This is a genomic window from Pseudomonas sp. R19M, from assembly GCF_050312585.1.
Taxonomy (GTDB): Bacteria; Pseudomonadota; Gammaproteobacteria; order Pseudomonadales; family Pseudomonadaceae; genus Aquipseudomonas; species Aquipseudomonas palleroniana.
The window spans coordinates 83,129-105,391 of record NZ_JBNPJV010000088.1; the positions used below are offsets into that span (position 1 = coordinate 83,129).

The window sequence follows — 22,263 nt, forward strand, 5'->3', positions numbered from 1 at the left end:
TTTGCGAGTTGGAAATGCCTCCCACACGGGTTCCTGTCAATCAGGCGCTGACCCGCGCTTCACTGGCCAGGCGGGCAATTGCCATGTCCAGCTCGTCGAGTGCGGTCATGGCCTTGGCGTCGTCCTGCTTGAGCAGGGTTTCGGCGCGCTGGCAGGCGGCACGCAGTTGCGGCACACCGCAATAGCGCGTGGCGCCGTGCAGGCGGTGAACGCGCTCGATCAAGGCGTTGTTGTCATTGGCTTCGCGGGCGGCGGTGATGGCCTGGCGGTCGGCTTCCAGCGACGCCAGCAACATGGCCAGCATATCGGCGGCCAGATCGGCTTTGTTGGCGGCCAGGCGCAAGCCTTCCTCGTGGTCCAGCACCTGCAGTCGCACGCCGGGGGCCAAGCCGTCAGGGGCGCGCTCCGGCCCCTGGTTGCGCAGGGCCAGGCCGGTCCACTTCAACACCACCTGGGCCAGTTGCCGTTCGCTGATGGGTTTGGTCAGGTAATCGTCCATGCCACTTTGCAACAGGGCGCGTTTTTCATTGGCCATGGCATGGGCGGTGAGGGCGACCACCGGCAATGGCGTACCGTGGCGCTCGCTTTCCCACTGGCGAATCGCCTCGGTGCTCTGGCGCCCGTCCATACCGGGCATTTGTACGTCCATCAGCACCAGGTCGAAGGTTTCCTGTTTCACCGCATCGATGGCGGCGTAACCGCTTTCCACGGCCAGCACCTTGGCGCCCATGTCTTCCAGCAAGGTTTGCACCAGCAACAGGTTCGCCGGGTTGTCATCCACGCACAGCACACGCGGTGCTCGGCTGGACAGCGGTTCACCCGGTTCACTGCGCGACGGGCGCGGGCTGATCAGGTCGGCGAGCGCCCGGCGCAGCTTGCGCGTACAGGCAGGCTTGGCCTGCAATTGGCTGTTGGGGTTGGGCACCGACTGGTTGAACAGCATCTGCTCGGTGGTCGGGCACAGCACCAGCACTTTGCAGCCCAGGTGTTCGAGGTCCCACAGGTGCTGGTTGAGGCGTTCGGGAGGGATGTCATTGGCGGTAACGCCGAGTACCGCCAGGTCAATGGCCTGCTCGGTCTGATGCGCGCTGGTAATGCCGTTGGTCAGGTTTTCCAGGGAGTTGAATGGCGTAACTTCAAGCCCGCAGTCTTCCAACTGATGTTGCAGGGCCTGGCGCGCCAGCTCGTGATTTTCCAGTACGGCCACCCGGCGACCGAGCAATGGTGCGGCGGGCAGGTCTTCAACGTCGTCGCGGGTCTTGGGCAGGTTCAGGCTGATCCAGAACTCCGAACCCTCACCCGGCGTGCTGTCAACGCCGATTTCACCACCCATCTGCTCGATCAGGCGCTTGGAAATCACCAGCCCCAAGCCGGTGCCTCCTGGCTGGCGCGACAGCGAGTTGTCGGCCTGGCTGAACGCCTGGAACAGTGCGCGTACATCCTGGTTGGACAGGCCGATGCCGGTGTCTTGCACGCTGATGCGCAGTTGTACGCTGTCCTCCTGTTCATCCTCGATCATCGCCCGGGCGACAATGGTGCCTTCGCGGGTGAACTTGATCGCGTTGCTGACCAAGTTGGTCAGAATCTGCTTGAGGCGCAGCGGGTCGCCGACCAACGCCAATGGCGTGTCGCGGTACACCAGGCTGACCAGTTCCAACTGCTTGGCATGGGCGGCAGGCGCGAGGATGGTCAGGGTGTCTTGCAGCAAGTCCCGCAGGTTGAAGGGCACGCTGTCGAGCACCAGTTTGCCGGCCTCGATCTTCGAGAAATCGAGGATCTCGTTGATGATGCCCAACAGGTTGTCGGCGGATTTTTCGATGGTGCCCAGGTAATCCAGCTGGCGTGGCGACATCTCGCTTTTCTGCAACAGGTGGGTGAAACCCAGGATGCCATTGAGCGGGGTGCGGATCTCATGGCTCATGTTGGCCAGGAACTCCGACTTGATGCGGCTGGCTTCCAGGGCTTCCTTGCGCGCCAGGTCCAGTTCGATGTTCTGGATCTCGATGGTCTCCAGGTTCTGGCGCACGTCTTCGGTGGCCTGGTCGATGCTGTGTTGCAGTTCTTCCTGGGCATTTTGCAGGGTTTCGGCCATACGGTTGATGCCCGAGGCCAACTGGTCCAGTTCCTGGCTGCCCAACGGTGGCAAGCGGGTTTCGAGGTTGCCGTCCTTGAGTTGGGCCACGGCCAATTTGATCTGGCTGATGGGTGAATTGATCGTGCGGCTGATGCGCAGTGCCAGGGCGGCGGTGCAGATCAGGCCGATGGCGATCAACAGCAAGCTGGCGAACAGGCTGCGATAGCCGCGCAGCAACATGCCGTTGTGGGACAGTTCCACCTCGACCCAGCCCAGCAGGCGGTCGGATTCATCGGGGATCAGTTCGCCGGCGAGGTTGCGATGGCGGCCGAACACCGGCAGCAGGTAGCGCGTGGCGTCGTTGCCGGTGCGCTGCAGCAGGTGCGAGCTGTTGCCGATAGGTGGCTGATTGAGCATGGTCGGGCCGGCGTGGGCCAGGGATGAGCGGTCCGGCGCAAGGAACGACACGGTGCGCACGTCCGGTTGTTCCAGGGATTGGGTGGCGATGCGTTCCAGCAGATCGGTGTTTTTGCTGCTCAGGGGTGGTGCCACCAGCGGCGCCAATTGCTCGGCGATCATCTCGCCGCGTTGCAGCAACTGGGTCTGCAGTTCCGACAGTTGCATCCAGGTGAAATAGCCTCCCAACAACAAGGCCATCAGGCTGGTCGGTAATAAGGTCAGCAACAGTACGCGGCCTTTGATCCCCATTTTTCTAAGCACGCCACTCTCCTGCTACCACATTGATATCAATCATTCACGCAGGCATCCGGCCCGCGCCACCTGCGCAGTGTAGCCATTTGCGCCGGGTGGATTCTCGTAAATTAATGACAGAGAGCAATCTTCGGGCCATTCGTCGCCGGCTGGCGATTGCCTGGCACGGTTTAATCTTGAATAATCAGTCATTGAGAATGACTTGCAGACGCTAATGAATCCCGCAGCCGTTGGCCCACCCAGTATCCTGACCATCGAAGATGACCCTGTATTGGGCGCCTATGTGCATGAGCACCTGGGACGTTGCGGTTTCCAGGTGACGTGGTGCCGGAATGGCCGGCAAGGTTTGCAGATGGCCCGTGACCAGGCGTTCGATGTGGTGTTGATGGACATCCTGCTGCCTGGCCTGGACGGTTTGTCGATCCTCACGCATTTGCGCCAGAGCCATGCGGTGCCCGTGATCCTGATGTCGGCCCTGGGCGCCGAGGCAGATCGCATCAGCGGCTTTCGCCTGGGAGCCGACGACTACCTGCCCAAGCCGTTCAGCATGATCGAGTTGCGCGTGCGCATCGAGGCGATCCTGCGCCGGGTCGCCCTGGACCGGCGCCCGCAGCCGGCCCTGATACCAGCGCGTGAAGACGTGCAGACCCTGCGCTTTGACGATGAACAGTGCGATGTCTTTCACCGGGAGCAATGGGGCGGGCTGACGCGCAGTGAGTATCGCCTGCTGGAAACCCTGCACCGTAATGCCGAAGAGGTACTCAGCAAGGCTTTCCTTTACCAGCATGTGTTACAGCGCGGCTATGCCCCGCATGATCGCAGCCTGGATATGCATATCAGCCAGATTCGTCGCAAGCTCAAGGCAATTGGCTACAGCGAGCGTGAAGTGCGCACCGTTTGGGGCAAGGGCTACGTATTGAGCGGTGCTGATGAAGGGCTTTGAGCGCTTGCCCGGCAAGCACTCGCTGTTCTGGAAGCTCGCCTGCCTGCTGATCGCCTTCTGTTTGCTGATGATCTGGCTCAGTTGGTCCTGGGGCCAGTATCTGGAGGAGCAGAGCGCCAATGTGGCTGAAGAGTCCCGCGAGGTGTTGCGGGGCTACGCGGCGGGTGCCGAATTGGCCTGGAAGACGCAAGGCCGTGCCGGTGTCGACGCGTGGCTGCAACTGATGGCCACGCGTGAGACCACCTGGATCGGTGTGATCGGCAAGGATTTGCAGTCCCTGAGCAGCACAGCCTTGAGCGACAAGGAGAGCCAGCGCCTGACGTTTCTGCGTGGCCTGGAGTGGCCGGTCAGCCGACATGTCAAAGGGCTGCCCTGGCTCAAGATTCCGTTTCCGGTGGACCCCGGCGCAGGCTCGTTGGTGATCGAGCTGCCGCAACGCTTCATGCCCGGGCGTTATCAGCTGCTCTGGCGGGTGTTGACCAATGGTGTGATTCCCGGTTTGTTTACCTTGCTGTTGTGCGTGGGCCTCTATCGGCTGCTGATCATGCCCCTTAATCAATTGCGTGAGCAGGCCAACGCCTGGCGTGCTGACCAGTTGAATACGCGCATGTCCCGCGACGCCACCAGTCGCCAGGATGAGCTGGGCGAGTTGAGCCGGGCCTTTGATCATATGTCCGAGCGCTTGCAGGGCACCGTGGTGATACAACAACAGTTACTGCGCGATATGTCCCACGAGCTACGCACACCCTTGGGCCGCCTGCGCGTAGCCTGCGACAGTGAACAAGACCTGGCGCAACTGCGTGAGCGGTTAAGCCGCGAAATCGACGGCATGCAGCGCCTGGTGGAAGACAGCCTGCAACTGGCTTGGCTGGACAGTGAGCGCACGCCGTTGCCGAACGAAGATATCCAGATCCAGGCGTTGTGGGACATGCTGCGCGAAAACGCCTGCTATGAAAGCGCTTGGCCGGCATCGCGCTTGCCATGCCGCCTGGCGGATGACTGCTGGGTGCGCGGCAACCTGAATGCACTGGCCCAAGCGTTGGAAAATATCCTGCGCAACGCGATACGACATTCGCCTGCCCACGGGGTGGTGCAACTGGATGGCTATCGCGAAGGAGACTACTGGCATCTCTGGCTGGAAGACCAGGGCGGCGGCATTGACGAGCAAGACGTGGAGCGGATCTTTGCGCCCTTTACCCGTCTGGAGGGCTCACGCCCTGGCGACGGCGGTTTCGGCCTTGGCTTGAGCATCGCCCGCAACGCCGTGCAGCGTCAGGGCGGGCGTTTATGGGCGGAAAATACCGGGCAGGGCCTGCGTGTACATCTGCGCCTGCTGGCCCGCTAGCCTTCAGGTGCGTCGCTGTTTGCGCTTTTTCCACTGGTGGCCAACCCACCAGCGCCAGTACAGCATCGTCAGGCAATAGGCCAGAGCTCCCAACAACAGCCCGCACACGACTGAACCCAACAGAAACGGCTGCCACAGCGTGCTGAGCTGGCCGCTGATCCATTCCCAGGTCAGGTTATCGGGCAGGCTGCGTGGCGGCACGTTCATCAGCCAGGCGCCTGTCAGGTAAGTACCGACAAACACAAACGGCATGGTGATCGGGTTGGTCAGCCACACCAGGCTGACAGCGATCGGCATATTCGCGCGCACGCTGATGGACAGGGCGGCCGCCAGCAGCATCTGAAAGGGAATCGGAATAAACGCGGCAAACAGGCCAACCGCCATGGCACGTGCGACGGAGTGTCGGTTCAGGTGCCAGAGGTTGGGGTCATGTAGCAACGTGCCGAGAAATCGTAAGGACTTGTGTTCCCGGATACTACTGGGATCGGGCATGTACCGTTTGAATAAGCGCCGTGGCATAAGGGGTCCCGGTCAATTCGAGGGGCAAGTATGCGCGCATTCTATAAACAGAAAATTCAGACTTTGTGACAAAACATCATAGGCCGTGCCGGACGCCCAGCTAAGACTGAGTGGATCACTGGAAAAGGATGATCCATGAGAACAGGGATGTTCGCGCTCGCACTCGGTTTGCTGACGTTGCGCTGGTTGCCGGCACTGCCGCCGGTCGGCGGGGTGTTGGCGATGCTGGTGCTGGCCTTGATGTTATTGCCGTGGCGCAGCTATCCACTGGCGTTCTTTCTGCTGGGCCTGAGCTGGGCTTGCATCAGCGCGCAGTGGGCGCTGAATGATCGATTGCTACCCGCGCTGGACGGGCAGACCCGCTGGGTCGAGGGCCGTGTCACCGGGCTGCCGCAGCAGACGAGCAGCGGCGTGCGCTTCGAACTCAGCGACAGTCGGTCGCGCCATGCGCGTTTGCCCAAGCGTATCCGGGTGTCCTGGCACGGTGGACCGGCGGTACGCAGTGGCGAACGCTGGCGCCTGGCAGTGACGCTCAAACGACCGTCCGGCCTGCTCAACTTTCACGGTTTTGACTATGAGGCGTGGCTGCTGGCCCAGCGCATTGGCGCCATTGCGTCTGTCAAGGACGGGCAGCGCCTGGCGCCGGCTCGCGATGCGTGGCGCGATAGCCTGCGCCAGCGGCTGATGAGCGTGGACATGCAAAATCGCCAAGGCGCCGTGACGGCGTTGGTGCTGGGGGACGGTTCCGGCTTGGATGCGCAGGATTGGCGGGTGCTGCAGGACACCGGGACCGTGCACCTGCTGGTGATTTCCGGCCAGCATATCGGTTTGCTGGCAGGGTTGATTTACGGCCTGGTGGCCGGGTTGGCGCGCTATGGTGGCTGGCCCCATGCGCTGCCGTGGCTGCCATGGGCATGCGGTTTGGCGTTTGCCGCCGCGCTGGGTTATGGCCTGCTCGCCGGGTTGGGTGTGCCGGTGCAGCGGGCCTGCATGATGGTTGCCCTGGTGTTGCTGTGGCGCCTGCGGTTCCGGCATTTGGGCGGCTGGTGGCCGTTGTTGCTGGCATTCAATGCGGTGCTGGTATTCGAGCCCTTGGCCAGCCTGCAGCCGGGGTTCTGGTTGTCGTTTGCCGCAGTTGCGGTGCTGGTGCTGGCCTTCGGTGCACGTCTGGGCCCCTGGAGCGTCTGGCAGGCATGGACCCGGCCCCAATGGCTGATCGCCCTCGGGTTGTTTCCGGTGTTGCTGGTGCTCGGCCTGCCCATCAGCCTCAGCGCGCCGGTCGCCAACCTGTTTGCCGTGCCGTGGGTCAGCCTGGTGGTGCTGCCCCTGGCGCTGCTGGGCACTGCGCTGCTAGGGGTGCCATTTGTCGGGGAGAACCTGCTGTGGCTGGCCGGTGGGGCACTGGATGGGCTGTTCCAGGGTTTGACGCTGTTGGCTGCGCGCGTGCCCGCCTGGATACCGGCCGAAGTACCGTTGGGATATTGGCTGGTGAGCCTTGTGGGTACCGTGGCATTGCTGCTGCCCAAGGGCGTGCCGTTCCGGTTGCTGGGTTGGCCGATGCTTCTGTTGGCAGTGTTTCCTCCCAGGGGCCCGGTGCCCCATGGGCAGGTTGACGTGGTGCAACTGGACGTCGGCCAGGGCCAGGCATTGATTCTGCGCACCCGTCATCACAGCTTGCTCTACGATGCCGGCCCTCGATCCGGAATGGTTGATTCAGGGGCGCGAGTGGTCTTGCCATCGTTGAAGAAACTCGGGGTCGAGCGGTTGGACATGATGTTGCTCAGCCATGCCGACGCCGACCATGCCGGCGGTGCGGTCGCGGTGGCCGAGGGGCTGCCCGTCGGCCGGGTAGTGGGTGGCGAGACCGAAGGGCTGCCGGCTGTTCTCGCGGCTCAGCCCTGTATCAGTGGCGAGACATGGGTGTGGGACGGTGTGTCGTTCGCGTTATGGCAATGGCCGGGTGCGCTCGACGGTAACCCCAGGTCATGTGTGTTACAGGTACAGGCCAATGGTGAGCGCCTGCTGCTCACCGGCGATATCGACCGTGCGGCAGAACGGGCTTTTCTCGACACGCCGCTGGCGACGCCAACCGACTGGCTGCAAGCCCCCCATCATGGCAGCCGCAGTTCTTCCTCCTGGCCCTTCGTGCAACGGTTGGCACCCAAGTCGGTGTTGATCTCCAGAGGGTGGGGCAATGCATTCGGCCACCCTCACGCGTCGGTAATGGAACGTTATCGGGCCATGGGCAGTCGGGTCTACGACAGCGCCGAACAGGGCGCGGTGCGTGTGCAATTGGGCGCCTTCAAGCCGCCGGTCGTTGCGCGTAGTCAACGCCGTTTCTGGCGCGAACCGTTACCTTAGCCCAGTGTTATCAACGACCGGCACCTGCGACGGACGGGGCGTGGGGCGACGAACCCCGACGCTGAACCTATATGGTAAAGTGGCGCACTTTTTCGAGGGGACATTCACTGTGTGGGAATTGGTCAAATCCGGTGGCTGGATGATGTTGCCGATCATTCTGAGCTCCATCGCCGCACTCGGCATCGTTGCTGAACGCCTGTGGACCTTGCGCGCCAGCCGCGTCACCCCCGAGCACTTGCTGGGGCAGGTCTGGGGCTGGATCAAGAACAAGCAACTCGACAAGGAAAAACTCAAGGAGCTGCGCGCCAACTCGCCCCTGGGGGAAATCCTCGCCGCCGGCCTTGCCAACTCCAAGCATGGTCGCGAGATCATGAAAGAGTGCATCGAAGAAGCCGCTGCCCGGGTCATTCATGAGTTGGAACGCTACATCAACGCCCTCGGTACCATTGCCGCGATGGCGCCGTTGCTCGGCTTGCTGGGGACGGTGCTGGGTATGATCGACATCTTCAGCTCGTTCATGGGCTCGGGCATGACCACCAACGCCGCGGTGTTGGCCGGTGGTATTTCCAAGGCGTTGATCACCACGGCAGCGGGCCTGATGGTCGGTATTCCATCGGTGTTTTTCCACCGCTTCCTGCAACGGCGCATCGATGAACTGGTGGTCGGCATGGAGCAGGAAGCCATCAAGCTGGTGGAAGTGGTGCAGGGCGACCGCGATGTGGACCTGGTTGAGGGCAAAGCGTGAAATTTCGCCGCAAGCAACGGGAAAATGTCGATATCAACCTCGCGTCGCTGATCGACGTGGTGTTTATCCTGCTGCTGTTTTTTGTCGTCACCACCACTTTCACCCGGCAGACCGAGCTGCGGGTCGATCTGCCGGAAGCGGTCAGCGGCTCGCCGGCCGAAGATCAGCAGGTCAAGCAACTGGATATCGCCATCAGCGCCGATGGGGTGTTTTCGGTGAATAACCAGTTGCTGGAAAAGAACGACCTCAACAGCCTGATGGAAGCCTTGCAGAAGGAGTCCGGTGGTGACACCACGATGCCGCTGTCGATCAGTGCCGATGGCAAGACCCAGCATCAAGCGGTGATCACAGCGATGGATGCTGCCGGCAAATTGGGCTTCAGCCATTTGCGCATGTCCACCGTCGAGGCGGCGAGCGCACCCTGATGCCTCTTTCCGATCGATTGCTCAAGGCGTGGTACGAGGGCCATCCGGCTCTCGCGCTGTTGCGGCCGCTGGAGTCCTTGTATCGCCGAGTGGTGCAGCGCAAGCGTGCACGGTTCCTGGCGGGTGAGGGCGACATCTACCAATCACCGGTGCCGGTGGTGGTGGTCGGTAATATCACCGTGGGCGGCACGGGCAAGACGCCGTTGATCCTGTGGCTGATCGAGCACTGTCGGCGCAGTGGTTTGCGCGTGGGGGTCGTCAGTCGTGGATACGGTGCCAAGCCGCCGCAATTGCCTTGGCGGGTCGATGCCAGCCACAGCGCCGAGGTGGCGGGCGATGAACCGTTGCTGATCGTGCAGCGGTGCGGCGTCCCGCTGATGATCGACCCTGATCGCAGTCGCGCCGTGAAGGCGTTACTGGCCAGCGAAACCCTGGACCTGATCCTTTCAGACGATGGAATGCAACATTACCGCCTGGCCCGCGACCTGGAGCTGGTCTTGATCGATGCTGCGCGGGGGCTTGGCAACCGCCGTTGCCTGCCTGCCGGGCCGTTACGCGAGCCCGTGGAGCGTCTGCAGGGTGTGGATGCGTTGCTTTACAACGGCGCCGTAGCGGATCGTGACGACGGCTTTGCCTTCCGCCTGATGCCCACCGCGTTGATCAACCTGAGTACCGGTGAGCGCCAGCCGATCGATTATTTTCCGCCGGGCCAGGCGGTGCACGCGGTCGCCGGCATCGGCAATCCGCAACGTTTCTTCAATACCCTTGAAACGCTACACTGGCAGCCGATACCCCATGCATTTGCCGACCATGCGCCCTACAGCGCCGAGGTCTTGAATTTTACGCCGTCATTGCCGCTGGTCATGACCGAAAAGGACGCGGTGAAGTGCCGCGCCTTTGCCCAGCCTGACTGGTGGTACCTTGCGGTGGATGCGGCGCCGTCGCCGGCGTTTGTCGCCTGGTTCGACACGCAACTGATGCGCCTGCTGCCCGACCGTCTCTTGCCTTAAAACGCTTTTTTCCAGGAAACCTTCATGGACACCAAATTGCTCGACATCCTCGCTTGCCCGATCTGCAAAGGCCCGCTCAAGCTCAGCGCCGACAAAACCGAGCTGATCAGCAAAGGTGCTGGCCTGGCTTACCCGATCCGCGATGGCATCCCGGTCATGCTGGAAAGCGAAGCCCGCACCCTGACGACCGATGAGCGCCTGGATAAATGACCACTGCCTTTACCGTTGTCATTCCTTCGCGTTATGCATCGACCCGCCTGCCGGGCAAGCCGCTGCAAATGATCGGCAACAAACCGATGATCCAACTGGTATGGGAACAGGCCAGTAAAAGCAGCGCCGAACGCGTGGTGGTGGCGACCGACGACCCGCGTATCATCGCGGCCTGCCAAGGCTTTGGCGCCGAAGCGGTGTTGACCCGCGAAGACCATAATTCCGGCACCGACCGTCTGGCCGAAGTGGCCACGCAGCTTGGCCTTGCGCCCGATGCCATCGTGGTCAACGTGCAAGGTGATGAGCCGTTGATTCCGCCCAGTGTGATCGACCAGGTGGCGGCCAACCTGGCAGCCCATGGCGAAGCCCGCATGGCCACCCTTGCCGAACCCATTGAAGACATCGACACCCTGTTCAATCCGAACGTGGTGAAGGTGGTCAGCGATATCAATGGCCTGGCACTGACCTTCAGCCGTTCGACCTTGCCCTGGGCACGCGACGCCTTCGCCCGGCAGCCGGATGTATTGCCGCAGGGCGTGCCGTACCGTCGCCACATTGGCATTTACGCCTACCGTGCCGGTTTCCTGCATGACTTCGTCAGTTGGGGCCCGTGCTGGCTGGAAAACACCGAATCCCTGGAGCAACTGCGTGCTCTTTGGCATGGCGTGCGCATCCATGTGGGCGACGCCCTGGAAGCACCGCCTGCCGGTGTCGATACCCCTGAAGATCTTGAGCGCGTCCGTCGCCTGCTGGGGGCGTGATGGAAGTTCTGTTTGTCTGCCTGGGCAATATCTGCCGCTCGCCGACTGCCGAAGGCGTACTGCGCCACAAATTACGCGAAGCGGGGCTGGCAGGGCAGGTTGAGGTGACATCGGCCGGTACTGGCCACTGGCATGTGGGCAATCCCCCTGACCAGCGTAGCCAGCGCGCGGCGTTGGCACGCGGTTATGACTTGTCGGCCCAGCGTGCCCAGCAGGTTTCACGCGCCGACTTTGAGCGTTATGACTTGATCCTGGCCATGGACCACAGCAACCTGCGCAACCTCAACCTGTTGCAACCGGGCCAGGGCAGGGCGCAAGTGGATTTGTTCCTGCGCCGGTATGGCGCCGAGGTCGATGAAGTGCCGGATCCTTACTATGAAGGCGAACAAGGGTTTGAACGGGTCCTGGACCTGATCGAGCGAGCCTGCGATTTATTGGTCATTGAATTAAAGGGGCGGTTATGACCTTGCAAGTGCTTGCGCAGGTATCGCTCAAGCCATTCAACAGCTTCGGCATTGATGTGCGTGCGCAACTGTTTGCCGAAGCCCGCAGCGATGCGGATGTCCGTGAAGCACTGGCCTATGCTGGCGCGCACGCGGTGCCGTTGCTGGTGATCGGTGGCGGCAGCAACTTGCTGTTGACCCGCGACATTCCCGCCTTGGTCTTGCGTATGGCGACCCAGGGTATCCGGGTGTTGCACGATGACGGTGTGCACGTGGTGGTGGAAGCCGAGGCCGGGGAGGCCTGGCACCCCTTTGTGCTGTGGACCCTGGAGCAGGGTTTTTGCGGCCTGGAAAATCTCAGCCTGATCCCTGGCACCGTCGGTGCGGCCCCGATGCAGAACATCGGCGCCTACGGCGTGGAGATCAAGGGCGTGTTTGCCGGCCTGACGGCCCTGGATCGTCATACCGGCGAACTACGGGAGTTCAGTCTGGACGAATGCAACTTCGCCTACCGCGACAGCCTGTTCAAGCACGAGACCGGGCGCTGGCTGATCTTGCGAGTGCGCTTTGCCCTCAGCCGAACCCAGCACCTGAAACTCGACTACGGCCCAGTGCAACAGCGCCTGGCCGCGCAGGGGATCATCGAGGCCACGGCCAGTGACGTCAGTCGTGCGATCTGCAGCATTCGCCGCGAGAAACTGCCCGACCCGGCGGTGCTTGGCAACGCTGGCAGCTTCTTCAAGAACCCGCTGGTGTCCCAGGCATTGGCCGCAGAGCTACAAGCGCGCTACCCGGACCTTGTGGCATACCCCCAGGCCGATGGGCAGATGAAGCTCGCCGCCGGCTGGCTGATCGACAAAGCCGGCTGGAAGGGCTTTCGAGAAGGCGATGCGGGCGTGCACAAGATGCAGGCACTGGTGCTGGTCAACTATGGCACGGCCACCGGACAGGACATTGCGAACCTGGCACTGCGTATCCAGCAGGATATTGCTGAACGCTTCAAGGTCGAGTTGGAGATGGAACCCAACCAGTATTGAGCCTGAAACAAAAATGCCCCGTATCTTGCGATACGGGGCATTTTTTGGGTGCTAACAATCAGTCATCGCGACCCATGATGCCGAAGATCTGCAACAGGCTGATGAACAGGTTGTAGATCGACACATACAGGCTGATGGTCGCCATGATGTAGTTACGCTCACCGCCGTGGATGATGGCGCTGGTCTGGAACAGGATGCACACGGAGGAGAACAGCACAAAACCTGCGCTGATCGCCAGTTGCAAGCCGCTGATCTGGAAGAACATGCCCGCTACCACGGCCGCCAGCAGCACGAAGAAACCTGCGGTAATGAAACCGCCCAGGAAACTCATGTCCTTGCGGCTGATCAACACATAGGCCGACAGACCACCAAATACCAGAGCCGTCATGGCAAACGCCGAGCTGACCACTTCAGCGCCGCCGGCCATGCCCAGGTAACGGTTCAGGATCGGGCCGAGGATAAAGCCCATGAAACCGGTCAAGGCAAACGCAGAGACCAGGCCCCAGGCCGAGTCACGCAGCTTGTTGGTCAGGAAGAACAGGCCATAGAAGCCGATCAGCACGACAAAGATATTGGGGTAACCCACCCGCATCTGCTGCGCCACATACGCCATCACGCCGCTGAATGCGAGGGTCAGGGCGAGCAAGCCATAGGTGTTGCGCAACACGCGGCTGACTTCAAGCTGCTCAGCCTGCGCGTTGCCATTCACTGCGTAATTCTGTTCGCGCATGGCGACACTCCTTCAGTTTTGAAACGTTCAGTCGCAAAGATCATAACAGACGCTCTGTAACAAGCTATGGCGAGAGTTTGACAGTGTGTTTCATTCGGGTATTATGGCGCCCGCTGACGCAGGAAGGGCTACTATTGTTCCTGTGACGCAAAAGGGAAATTGGCAGAGTGGTTGAATGCACCGGTCTTGAAAACCGGCGAACGTTAATAGCGTTCCCAGGGTTCGAATCCCTGGTTTCCCGCCAAGATTCAGACGAAAGCCTCGCGAAAGCGGGGCTTTTGTGTTTCTGGGGTTTGGCTGTCGCGGGCTGGTGTTTGCTCGGCGTTCCATAACTATTATGGAACCGTTCCAGAACTTTTCCATTTTGACGGCTTCGCAGTGGCGCCGAGCCGTCTGTAAACGCGCTTTGTGATTTCCTGATTGCTATGACCAAGCAGCAGGCTTGCGTCGCCGATATCCACGATTTCCGATGCCGCTTTGGGTCGGATATCACGAAACTGAAACCCTCCAATCTTCGCGGCAAGCATCGGATCTCCCTGATCAATTGCCTTCTGCTGCGCCTTCTCTCGCGCCTTATCCCAGCGCAAGCGCAACATCCCCTTCGTCATCCTTTTCCCATGCTTGTTGATCAGCAGATATTTTGAAGGGTGGGCGGCACCAGTTCAAGCTGGGCGATGATATCGGCTACATGGGCGGCCGCCGGGGTTTGCTCGAAAAAAGCCAGATCCTTGATGGACTGGATGCCGTCTACGTGTTTGTCCTTGCGGGCCTGCTCGGCCTCTTCCCAATCAGTGAGCGGCTGGCGTGTCTCGTCTCGCAGGGCATTCATGGCATCAACGAACACCTTCAGCTCGGCCTCGACCACCTTGGGCATTTCCTTCAGGCGTTTCAGATATTCGCGGCCTGGTGTTTCAACCGCCTTTTTAGACTTGCTTACCGTTGCGGCCAGCGATGCAATGCGAGCGCGGCCTTTCACGGTGGTCAGGTCTGGCACTTCACGTGTGACTTCGGCCTTAACCGCATCGAAGAACTTGCTCAGGCCGCCGGCGACGTAAATGACCGGCGCGTTGTCGGCGCTTATGTCATCGATGGTGATCACTTGCTGTTTTGCGGACATGGGGAATGCTCGCAGCGGTTGAAGGTGTTGGTTATTGGGTTACTCGACCAGCAGTGGCGCCGACCTTATGTCACGCTGCGTCAGCCTTGCGCTGTTCAGCCAAGTCGGCGGCGCGGTCAGCGGCTAGCTCCTCGGCGCGGGCCCGCCCATATTCATTAGCGTGCGGTCTGATCAACGCCTCAGCAACATCGTGCAAGGCGGTTGGGCTGTACTTGCCTTTTGGCTGGCCCAGTGCTTCGCAGGCAAGATCATGTGCCGCCCCGTGTACTCGGCGAGCCCATTTACTGTCGATCTAATTTAGGAGTCGCAGTACTCGCGCCAGCCGATCCTCACGGCACCGCCATCCAAATGCTCGATCCTTATACCGGCGGTGTCGCCTATGTCTTGGATGACCTGATGCCAGGCCTCCTGGCTTTCGTCGTCGAGTCTGGAGACTTCTATCAACTGAATTCTCTGCACTCGAGGTGAGGCGATAAGCCTTTGGAGGCGACGGCCGACAAGCTCGTAGGAGTTTTTCGGTTTCGGTGAGGGGGAGGGGGCTTGGTCCACGATTCGCTCCTTGTGTAACTGTATAAATAAACAGTATCTATCCTGACATATATTGGCAATAGAGGTATAAACCATTTTATGCATAAATGCATAATTTGAGATGATTGCCCATCCAGCGGGCATTAAAAAGCCCGCATTTAGCAGGCTTGGTCGGAGATAAGGCCTCTGAGAGTTGAGCTCTATACCTTTAGGCCCAGCCTCTCACACTTTATGCTGGCCATTGTGTTGTTTCGCGTAGGATTTGCAGTCTTGTCGCTAGTCATGACTTTGTCGCCCCGGAGCAAGAACATCCATAGCACTTGGCCGTCATAGCCCCCATAGATATTTTTCGCATTGACCACCACGCAAACGGCATAGCCGAATCTGCGCCCAAGGAAGCCATCATAGGCTGCTATCGGGTCGCTCAAATAACGGTACCTCGTCGACTCTGGATCTGGCTGCTCTTGGGCCAAGTACGCCTGGATCGTTTCTTTATAGTTGAATGGATAAGGGCCGAAATCCGGGTTGGCAAGTTGCTCTGGGGTGGGCTTGAAGCAACCGGAAAGAAGAATCGAGGCGGTGCAGGCTATAAGCAGTTTCTTAAGCATGAGGTTCCCTCTCTGACTGACGCCGCACTTTATCATCCGCGACGCGCCGCCACCATTGGCGGTCTTCGGATACTGATAGGGGGGCAGGCACAAAAAAAGCGCTCTATGGTGGGTGAGGAGCTTTGAAAACGTCTCGTACCTTCGCCATTGCGACTGGCATTGGAAAAAGATGGAACAGTGAGTTATGTCTTTCTTCTAAATCGAAAGGATTTGATTGGGGGATCGCTATGAGCAAGGACGGAAAAGCAGATTTACTAGCGACATGGCGCCGTATGCTCCAAGAGCCTGAGCTTTACCTGGATCCAGAGGAGCTTTATGACATTCTCATCGGCATGGCCAATACTTTGGAGCGAGAGCGAGTAATAAGTACTGAGGAGTGGCTTCAGCTTGTTCGCGATGCCTCAACGCTTCTTGTCGATTCGTAGTTGGTGAAGGTAGTAGCCGAACTCAATGCGGTAGAGCCGAATTCATTCTCAGGCTGCTTGGCTTTACCCCACGTCGCTCCGGCTCTTTTGTTCGCAACCTGGCTAGCCTCTGCTTGTTTTGGACGGCGTTCTCTCCGATGGCTGCCCGGGCGCCGCGCACGTTGTCATGTACGTGGGGGCCGCCATGGTTCACGGCCCAAAGCTACATAATGGCTGCCAAGGGCGAGCTGGTTCTCGTAGACACGCTCGAGCATGTCGGGCAGGGAATAAATGTCGGCCATTCAGTAGGCTTCGGGAAGTGAAGCCAGAAGCGTAGCAGGGAGGGCAGAAACAAGAAGCCCGGCGCTGGGCTAATCTTGCGTTGTAACTCGGTAAAGACCACTCTCGCCCGCAGCAAAACCGTCGTGGATGAACATCATGTAAGGCGTCTTTTTCGGGTATTTGGAGCGACTTCTGCTTTCGCTTTCGGACGGGTTGTCTGGGCTCCCGTCCGCGAACTGCCAGAGTACAAAACCCTCACCCCGCAGTGCGCACTTCAGTGGGGTCACCTTTCCTCCCTCCGCGAGCATTTCGTTCTTCACTTCATCAGGCAGTCCAACCTGCAGTGGCATGCGCTCCCAAGAGTCTGGAGCGTCACCTGGGGCAAGCGCTGCAAAGCCATTGCCATCTTTTACGACTTTCAATGCCGCTTCTCCATCTGGCTTGTTGGCAAAACTTCCGATGAAGCTTTCGCACGAATATTCAGCGGCCAAGGTGGAACTGCTTAAGCTCAATAGGATCGGTAGAGCAAAAAGTGAGCAAAACGGAACGCTGAGTTTGAAAACAGGCAAACGAAGGAAAGTACGCATGAATATCCTTTAGGAAGGTGCTTTGATTAAAGACGTGGTCCGTCACTGAATAAGCTGCTCATGCTACTCGGCGGCCGTGCGTCTGTCATGCCAGCAGCAACAGGCACGACGAACTTTTAGGAAGCGCTTTATGTCTCAAGCGCGCAAGGCGATCCTCGGTTTCCAGCGCGCTGCTGACATCCTCTCCAGTTTGGGCGCCGCCTCGGTTGACCGCACACGCCTGATCCTCAGGCACAAAGACGCAAAACAACCAACATGACGCGGCGCGGCCGCAGGGATGAGATATGCAAGGCAGCCAACGCTATTCGCTGACAATTCAAAATCTATTTACCGTTTCCAGAGAGGGCATTAGCGGCGCCGAGGCCTTGATTTCCATTTTGGATGGCTCGCTAGAAATCGATCAAATCAGACTTTCTGGCAAAGTGGGGCCCGGGGAAAGCGTTTATCAGCGGGAGTACAAAGGAAAGCCCGGGTTGAAGGTTGAACTTCTGACAGGGATCGGTCAGATCACGTTTGCTGCAATCTGACCTGGAAGAATCAGCTGTTAGGCTCGTCCTCTCTGATGAATTCATAAGTGCCAGGTAGGTGGAAAATGTAGCTGACCTTTTAACCCTCTCCCATGGTCTGCGCTCTGGCTTTGGCAGCAGCTTTTGTTGGGAAAGCCCCCACCATGATATTGGATTCGTCGCGCACTACACCCTATGTATAGATCCAGTCCTTTTTGCTTTGCGCGTAGTCGTCGTTCCTCACATTGACCTCCAGGTCATAAACGCGCCGATATTGGCGCCATCCCAGTCCTTGGGCTTGCAGGCGTAGGACTGGGAAATCCTTGCGTGTGGCAAGAGGCTACTATCTGGGGTGGTGGAAGGGTTACTGGCTTTCCATCCACACTGGATGGGTAAACATATCTTACGATTGTAGTACCGTCTCAATTCCTCTAGTCTTGACTCAACGGTTAGGGGCTAAGCTGGAAAACGATGCATAAACATGATGATGATATTCCTGTCGCCCACCCCGATCTTCAGAGTGCAATGCTCGATGCGACTCCTGACTGCATTAAAATTCTCGATCTGAACGGAACGCTATTGGCTATGAGTAACGCTGGGTGTCTGGCGTTGGGAGTGACAAAGTCTCAGGTTAAAGGAAGTTCTTGGGTGGCTCTTCTACCCACATCAGTTCATGACGCTGCCACCGAAGCTTTAGCTCAAGCTCTAAGTGGAAATACCGCTCGTTTTGCAGGGTATAGTGAGTGCTCCGGAAAAGTTACTTACTGGGATAACTTACTAACTCCCGCAGCTGATCAGACGGGGAAAGTGAGCTCGATCGTATGCGTTTCTCGGGATATTACGGAACAGACGTTGTTGCGGCGAGACCTAGATAGATCTCTCAAACGAGAGCAACTTCTTTCGGGCGAGATGCTTCATCGGATTAAAAATCTTTTCTCGGTTGTAAACGCAGTTGTGAGGATGTCCGATAGGGAAGCACGGTCCGTCGGTGGGGATGGTGGGTTGGCTAAAATTCTTACCGATAAACTGGGAGCATTAGCTCGGGCTTATGAGTCTGTGTTGGCTGGCCCGGAAATGTCGAACTCTGATATGAAAGCGTTCACGGGGTCAGTCTTGAACCCGTTTGGTTCGCAATGCAGGTTTATAGGCCCGCAACAGCAAGTTCCTCAGGAACTCTGTCAGACTCTCGCACTATTCCTTCATGAGCTGGCAACCAACTCTGTGAAACATGGCTCTTTGAGCAGCGCTGACGGAGAGGTTCAAGTTTGCTGGTTTACTAAAGAAAAGAGCCTAACAATCGAGTGGCGCGAGATCGGCGGCCCTGCTGTAACAATTCCGACCAAGCAAGGGTTTGGTACGCATATGATTGATCGATTGGCAGAGTCGACTGGCGGTGCTATCGCACGAAATTGGGACCCAGCGGGTTTGCACGTTTCACTGAAGATTCCGCTAGGTAAAGCGTAATCTAACGCGCTGGGCTTTTTGCATTACCCGCACTGGGCTGAATGCCAGGACAGGATACAGAAACGTGGTGTGTGTTCGCCGTCAGCCCTAAGCGGACACCCACTATTGTTTGAATCTCCCCCGTTTGCATGCTGCCGCATGCAGTGTCGATTGTTGAATGCGGCGATTTTATTGTGACTGACGGCCATTCAATAGGTATCAGCAAAAAACTCTGTCTTAATAGGCGCTTACTTGTATAAAGGCGTCTGTATAATGATACGAAGCATTTTCATATTCCTTTTGGTGGCAGGCATTGGCTGTGTTCATGCTGCCGAGAAAGTCCCGTTGGCGCGCGACATCAAGGACTGGATTATCGGCTGTGATAACACACGAACATGCACGGCCATCAGTGCCGTGCAGGAGCGCGATGACACTGATTTTTCAACGTTCAGCATACGAGTCACACGTGAAGCTGGCCCGCAAGGCGCCTTGCATGTTGGGGTGTTCAGCTATACAGAAACGCGTGGCCAGCCAACACTTGATGACAAACCGCTGAAGTCTCAATTTGAGCCTGGCGAACTGAAAGAAGGCGATACCCCGGAAGTCTTTGCGCTAAATGGTGCATCAGCCCAAGCCCTGATCACAGAGTTGCGCAACGGGAACTACCTGGTGCTGCCGGTAAAGGATGGCAAATCGTACGCATCGCTAAGCGGGATGAGTGCGGCGCTGTTGCTGATGGACTCGGTTCAAGGCCGGGTGGGCACGCAGGACGCATTGATCTCCAAGGGGCCGACGCCCGCCAGCAGCGTGCCGCCAGCCCCTGCCGCTCCGATAGCGCCAATTTGGCAGGCACCTGCCGCGCTGACTGCTGACAATGCAAAACAGATCGCGGATGCGGTGGTGATTGCCACGCGCATGGACTGGCAAGAAGATCTGAATGAAGACATCTCGCCAAAAGCCAACGCCTACGCCTTGAGTTCAGATCAAGCATTAGTGATCATTGAAACCGGCTGCGGGGGCTACAACTGCTTCTACAGCATTTACCAAGCACCCTTGGACCACCCAGAGCAGGCGCGTGCAGCGCTGATCGCCGAAGTGCCCAACCTGCCGGAACGAGAACCCCAGGGCTTCGTAGAGTTTGATCCGGCCACGGGTGAACTTGGCAGTCAGGAAAGGGCGATGAGGATGGGCGGTTGTGGGACTACGCTGCGCTGGCGTTACGACGGTAACGGTTTCACGCTCACGCATGCGGCTGAAATGATCCCGTGCATGGGGCTGGATCAGGCTTATTGGCCTGTGCTGTGGCGTAGCCAGGGAAATCGGTGATGCTGGCGTATATCCCCTTAAAAGAGGTGGCCTGGCGGGAATGTGCCGATATCTTCCGGCTACCAGATATAGGGGCATTATTCAGGAAGCGAACAAGCGTGCTCAATACCATGGGGGGACGGGTTAATAATAGCCACGAGGTAAACACGAGCTGTCACTTACACGCAGAAACGGGCCCTGGGCTCCAACCCTGTCGTACACACGTTCCTTGACCTTCTCGTCGAGCGGCGTCTTTAGGCCGATGTAGACGTCTCACCAATCGAGCAGGATCAATATTTGCTTGGTTACCTCTAAAGTTGCCACCAAAAGGCAGCTACGACCCAAAGCGGACGTCGAGGGCGAGCTTCTGAGAATGGTCGCTAAGACGATTTACGTGGAAAAGGTAAGCACTCTTGCCTCTTGAGTATCCGCTATGAACGCATTGACTTGCTCTTGCGGATGCGGGAAAAGCTCTGGGTATTCATCCGCAAGGTATTCAATGACTGCATCTTTTTCCCACGGGCCGAGCGAAGTCATGTAGTCAGGGTACTGATTTTGAATTTCTATCCATGATTGGTAAGGATGCTTGGAGAGCAACATGACTGTTCGGATGTAAATAATATGAATCTGCACGAATCTGATTCCGTATGTTGACGCTTGGGTGCCGCGAAGCGAGTTTAAACCCTTTTTAGCCTGCCTTCGCCTGAGGAAAAGTGGTGGGCCGGGCTTCCTCCTCTGGCCGATAGCTGTCTTTGAACTAGCCCAGCCCCGCGCTGGGCTTTTTGCATCTGGCGAAGGAGTAGGGCGTACTATCACTACGCGAAGCTTCGAGGTCGGTTGGTGAGTCATGCGGGAATGGCGCAGGAGGTGGTCCATTGCAACGATCCAGTACACTAGCTCTGGAGCTGCGAGTGACCAGATAAAAACGCAAGATGCCACTGCCCGCTGACATCTTGACAGGCTCCACAAACCGAAGGATAAGGCCGGTCGGTCTGCGTATTCTGCCCGGACATTCATGAAGGAAGTACGATTGAAACTGTGTCATTCAACACTGTTGCTCAGTCTTGCCTTATGCGCCGCTGTACAGGCCGCGCCGACGGCTGAGACTGAAGCAACCTTTCAGCATGCGCTGCATATTGCTGAAGACAACAAGCGACAGATGGATCTGATTGTCGAGCAGGAGCAACAGGGCAAAATCGACAAACGTGCGCTAACTGAAGCCATCCAGGAAGCGGCTAAAAAAGCTGAGACATTCGAGAGCGAACTACGTAAAGCTAGCAGCGAGGGTCATGGCGTAGCCACTTACCTGCTGGCAACCCTAACAGAAGGCCGAAAGACAATGGGCCAAGACTACGCAATGAAGCATACAGAGGCCTGTGCGCTGTATCAGCGCGCCACAGATCAAGGCCTGCTGGCCAGCGCGGTAATGCAGTTGCGCGACTGTGACGTAGCGTATCAGCGTTTCAAGTTCAATGACCCTGAACTTCTGCGGCTTCGGGGACAACTACTCAAGGCGTTGGAGCGGCAAGATCCGTACTCCGACCATTACCCGCTGCCAGTGTTAAATTCGTACTGTTTCAAAGAGTCGAAGGAACCCCAGGTCAACCGTCAGCAGCCGCTGACCTCGCTGAGGGATCTCTACACCCCTGTGTTGCTGAGCCAGGAACAGTTTCGTGCCGATGGTTATTATCTGCTAGCGCTCAAGGGTGATATCGAGAATCCGGCAGCACGAAGCTATTTCAAGCAGGTGAAAGATCAGGCGCCGGACTGCCTCGATCCAGTCAATCTCAATATCATGTTCGAGCACATGGATCGAAAAAGCCATTGAGCTCAGTCTTGGCCCACCCATAATAACGCTAGCACCTGAAATAGATGCAACTGCAGGTTTTCTGGTTAGCTTTCAGGGGGGGCGACAGCTGCCCTTCGCCGATAACCAGGCTGGTTTGGCAGCTGTGATGTAGCTCTAGTGTCCGCCTGACTTATTTAAAATAGGTCGCGGAGATTTTGATTGGTATTGGAGAGTTTCAGCATGATGGACCGCCTGATTTATAGAGTGCCGCAACCCTCTGATGCACCTGGGCTTTTCACAATTTGAATCGCCCCTAGTTTCGTAGACACCTCCAAGCCTTAAAATGAGGCCCATTAGGAGGTGCCATGAGCAACCAGCGT

At 58.3% G+C, this 22,263-nt stretch carries 23 protein-coding genes, 1 tRNA gene and 2 pseudogenes; 17 read left to right on the plus strand and 9 right to left on the minus strand.

Annotation, left to right across the window (positions count from 1 at the left end):
* Window positions 1-40: 40 nt before the first annotated feature.
* Window positions 41-2,794: a response regulator gene (locus ACQRBT_RS19960; RefSeq protein WP_060755629.1), complete on the minus strand. Its 2,754-nt coding sequence runs from the start codon at window positions 2,792-2,794 to the stop codon at window positions 41-43.
* A 205-nt stretch (window positions 2,795-2,999) separates the two neighbouring features.
* Between ACQRBT_RS19960 and ACQRBT_RS19965 the strand changes: the two genes are divergently transcribed.
* Both ACQRBT_RS19965 and ACQRBT_RS19970 read left to right on the plus strand, forming a co-directional pair.
* Window positions 3,000-3,728, plus strand: a complete 729-nt coding sequence (locus tag ACQRBT_RS19965) for a response regulator transcription factor (protein WP_412047224.1) — start codon at window positions 3,000-3,002, stop codon at window positions 3,726-3,728.
* A complete protein-coding gene (locus ACQRBT_RS19970) occupies window positions 3,715-5,073 on the plus strand; it encodes a histidine kinase sensor domain-containing protein (protein WP_412047223.1) in 1,359 nt (452 codons plus the stop codon). Before ACQRBT_RS19965 ends, ACQRBT_RS19970 begins: the two co-directional genes overlap by 14 nt.
* 3 nt (window positions 5,074-5,076) lie before the next feature.
* Here the strand turns inward: ACQRBT_RS19970 and ACQRBT_RS19975 are convergent, their stop codons facing one another.
* Complete coding sequence (locus ACQRBT_RS19975) at window positions 5,077-5,592, minus strand: DUF2062 domain-containing protein (protein WP_090370293.1); 516 nt, start codon at window positions 5,590-5,592, stop codon at window positions 5,077-5,079.
* 135 nt (window positions 5,593-5,727) lie between these two features.
* Here ACQRBT_RS19975 and ACQRBT_RS19980 point away from each other — a divergent pair, with 135 nt between their 5' ends.
* The 8 genes from ACQRBT_RS19980 to murB all read left to right on the plus strand — a co-directional run bounded on the left by ACQRBT_RS19980 (window position 5,728) and on the right by murB (window position 12,584).
* Entirely contained in the window at window positions 5,728-7,953 is a 2,226-nt protein-coding gene (locus tag ACQRBT_RS19980) for a DNA internalization-related competence protein ComEC/Rec2 (protein ID WP_412047222.1), read from the plus strand.
* A 109-nt stretch (window positions 7,954-8,062) separates the two neighbouring features.
* Window positions 8,063-8,698 (plus strand): MotA/TolQ/ExbB proton channel family protein, encoded by a 636-nt coding sequence (locus ACQRBT_RS19985; RefSeq protein ID WP_090370297.1) that lies wholly within the window; start codon window positions 8,063-8,065, stop codon window positions 8,696-8,698.
* On the plus strand, window positions 8,695-9,123 hold the full coding sequence (locus ACQRBT_RS19990; RefSeq protein WP_104994120.1) for an ExbD/TolR family protein: 429 nt from the start codon (window positions 8,695-8,697) through the stop codon (window positions 9,121-9,123). The genes ACQRBT_RS19985 and ACQRBT_RS19990 overlap by 4 nt, the downstream gene beginning before the upstream one ends.
* Window positions 9,123-10,133 (plus strand): tetraacyldisaccharide 4'-kinase, encoded by a 1,011-nt coding sequence (gene lpxK / locus ACQRBT_RS19995; RefSeq protein ID WP_104994119.1) that lies wholly within the window; start codon window positions 9,123-9,125, stop codon window positions 10,131-10,133. The genes ACQRBT_RS19990 and lpxK overlap by 1 nt, the downstream gene beginning before the upstream one ends.
* A 24-nt stretch (window positions 10,134-10,157) precedes the next feature.
* On the plus strand, window positions 10,158-10,343 hold the full coding sequence (locus ACQRBT_RS20000) for a Trm112 family protein (protein WP_003174668.1): 186 nt from the start codon (window positions 10,158-10,160) through the stop codon (window positions 10,341-10,343).
* Window positions 10,340-11,104, plus strand: coding sequence for a 3-deoxy-manno-octulosonate cytidylyltransferase (gene kdsB, locus ACQRBT_RS20005; protein ID WP_104994118.1), 765 nt, complete (start codon window positions 10,340-10,342; stop codon window positions 11,102-11,104). Before ACQRBT_RS20000 ends, kdsB begins: the two co-directional genes overlap by 4 nt.
* Window positions 11,104-11,568: a low molecular weight protein-tyrosine-phosphatase gene (locus ACQRBT_RS20010; RefSeq protein WP_412047221.1), complete on the plus strand. Its 465-nt coding sequence runs from the start codon at window positions 11,104-11,106 to the stop codon at window positions 11,566-11,568. The genes kdsB and ACQRBT_RS20010 overlap by 1 nt, the downstream gene beginning before the upstream one ends.
* Window positions 11,565-12,584, plus strand: a complete 1,020-nt coding sequence (gene murB / locus ACQRBT_RS20015) for a UDP-N-acetylmuramate dehydrogenase (RefSeq protein ID WP_412047220.1) — start codon at window positions 11,565-11,567, stop codon at window positions 12,582-12,584. The genes ACQRBT_RS20010 and murB overlap by 4 nt, the downstream gene beginning before the upstream one ends.
* A 58-nt stretch (window positions 12,585-12,642) precedes the next feature.
* Here the strand turns inward: murB and ACQRBT_RS20020 are convergent, their stop codons facing one another.
* Window positions 12,643-13,314, minus strand: coding sequence for a Bax inhibitor-1/YccA family protein (locus ACQRBT_RS20020; protein ID WP_060755618.1), 672 nt, complete (start codon window positions 13,312-13,314; stop codon window positions 12,643-12,645).
* Between the two features lie 153 nt (window positions 13,315-13,467).
* Here ACQRBT_RS20020 and ACQRBT_RS20025 point away from each other — a divergent pair.
* Window positions 13,468-13,558: transfer RNA gene (locus ACQRBT_RS20025), tRNA-Ser, on the plus strand.
* A gap of 91 nt (window positions 13,559-13,649) precedes the next feature.
* Here the strand turns inward: ACQRBT_RS20025 and ACQRBT_RS20030 are convergent.
* The 4 genes and pseudogenes from ACQRBT_RS20030 to ACQRBT_RS20045 form a co-directional block, all read right to left on the minus strand.
* Window positions 13,650-13,970 (minus strand): annotated as a pseudogene (locus ACQRBT_RS20030) (integrase); the annotation flags it as partial.
* A gap of 62 nt (window positions 13,971-14,032) precedes the next feature.
* A pseudogene (locus ACQRBT_RS20035) lies at window positions 14,033-14,431 on the minus strand (hypothetical protein); the annotation flags it as partial.
* A 297-nt stretch (window positions 14,432-14,728) separates the two neighbouring features.
* Window positions 14,729-14,980 carry a DUF1654 domain-containing protein gene (locus tag ACQRBT_RS20040; protein WP_060755705.1) on the minus strand — a complete coding sequence of 84 codons (252 nt, stop codon included), beginning with the start codon at window positions 14,978-14,980 and terminating at the stop codon, window positions 14,729-14,731.
* Window positions 14,981-15,159: 179 nt separating this feature from the next.
* Window positions 15,160-15,567, minus strand: a complete 408-nt coding sequence (locus ACQRBT_RS20045; RefSeq protein ID WP_145977758.1) for a hypothetical protein — start codon at window positions 15,565-15,567, stop codon at window positions 15,160-15,162.
* A 122-nt stretch (window positions 15,568-15,689) separates the two neighbouring features.
* On the opposite strand from ACQRBT_RS20045, the gene ACQRBT_RS20050 reads away from it, so the two are divergent.
* Window positions 15,690-15,992 (plus strand): hypothetical protein, encoded by a 303-nt coding sequence (locus tag ACQRBT_RS20050; protein ID WP_244699502.1) that lies wholly within the window; start codon window positions 15,690-15,692, stop codon window positions 15,990-15,992.
* 350 nt (window positions 15,993-16,342) lie between these two features.
* Here the strand turns inward: ACQRBT_RS20050 and ACQRBT_RS20055 are convergent, their stop codons facing one another.
* A complete protein-coding gene (locus tag ACQRBT_RS20055) occupies window positions 16,343-16,840 on the minus strand; it encodes a hypothetical protein (RefSeq protein ID WP_060755614.1) in 498 nt (165 codons plus the stop codon).
* A 130-nt stretch (window positions 16,841-16,970) separates the two neighbouring features.
* On the opposite strand from ACQRBT_RS20055, the gene ACQRBT_RS20060 reads away from it, so the two are divergent.
* The 4 genes from ACQRBT_RS20060 (at window position 16,971) to ACQRBT_RS20075 (ending at window position 20,115) form a co-directional block, all read left to right on the plus strand.
* Window positions 16,971-17,099, plus strand: a complete 129-nt coding sequence (locus ACQRBT_RS20060; RefSeq protein ID WP_268802247.1) for a hypothetical protein — start codon at window positions 16,971-16,973, stop codon at window positions 17,097-17,099.
* A gap of 25 nt (window positions 17,100-17,124) precedes the next feature.
* The gene (locus tag ACQRBT_RS20065) at window positions 17,125-17,367 is read left to right on the plus strand and encodes a hypothetical protein (RefSeq protein ID WP_412047219.1); all 243 of its coding nucleotides are present in this window, start codon (window positions 17,125-17,127) and stop codon (window positions 17,365-17,367) included.
* Between the two features lie 450 nt (window positions 17,368-17,817).
* The gene (locus tag ACQRBT_RS20070) at window positions 17,818-18,810 is read left to right on the plus strand and encodes a PAS domain-containing protein (RefSeq protein WP_412047218.1); all 993 of its coding nucleotides are present in this window, start codon (window positions 17,818-17,820) and stop codon (window positions 18,808-18,810) included.
* A gap of 252 nt (window positions 18,811-19,062) precedes the next feature.
* The gene (locus tag ACQRBT_RS20075) at window positions 19,063-20,115 is read left to right on the plus strand and encodes a DUF1176 domain-containing protein (protein WP_412047217.1); all 1,053 of its coding nucleotides are present in this window, start codon (window positions 19,063-19,065) and stop codon (window positions 20,113-20,115) included.
* Window positions 20,116-20,484: 369 nt separating this feature from the next.
* On the opposite strand, the gene ACQRBT_RS20080 is transcribed toward ACQRBT_RS20075, so the two are convergent.
* On the minus strand, window positions 20,485-20,727 hold the full coding sequence (locus ACQRBT_RS20080; RefSeq protein WP_412047216.1) for a hypothetical protein: 243 nt from the start codon (window positions 20,725-20,727) through the stop codon (window positions 20,485-20,487).
* A gap of 382 nt (window positions 20,728-21,109) precedes the next feature.
* Between ACQRBT_RS20080 and ACQRBT_RS20085 the strand changes: the two genes are divergently transcribed.
* Window positions 21,110-21,922, plus strand: coding sequence for a hypothetical protein (locus ACQRBT_RS20085; protein ID WP_244385586.1), 813 nt, complete (start codon window positions 21,110-21,112; stop codon window positions 21,920-21,922).
* Window positions 21,923-22,263: the final 341 nt, after the last annotated feature.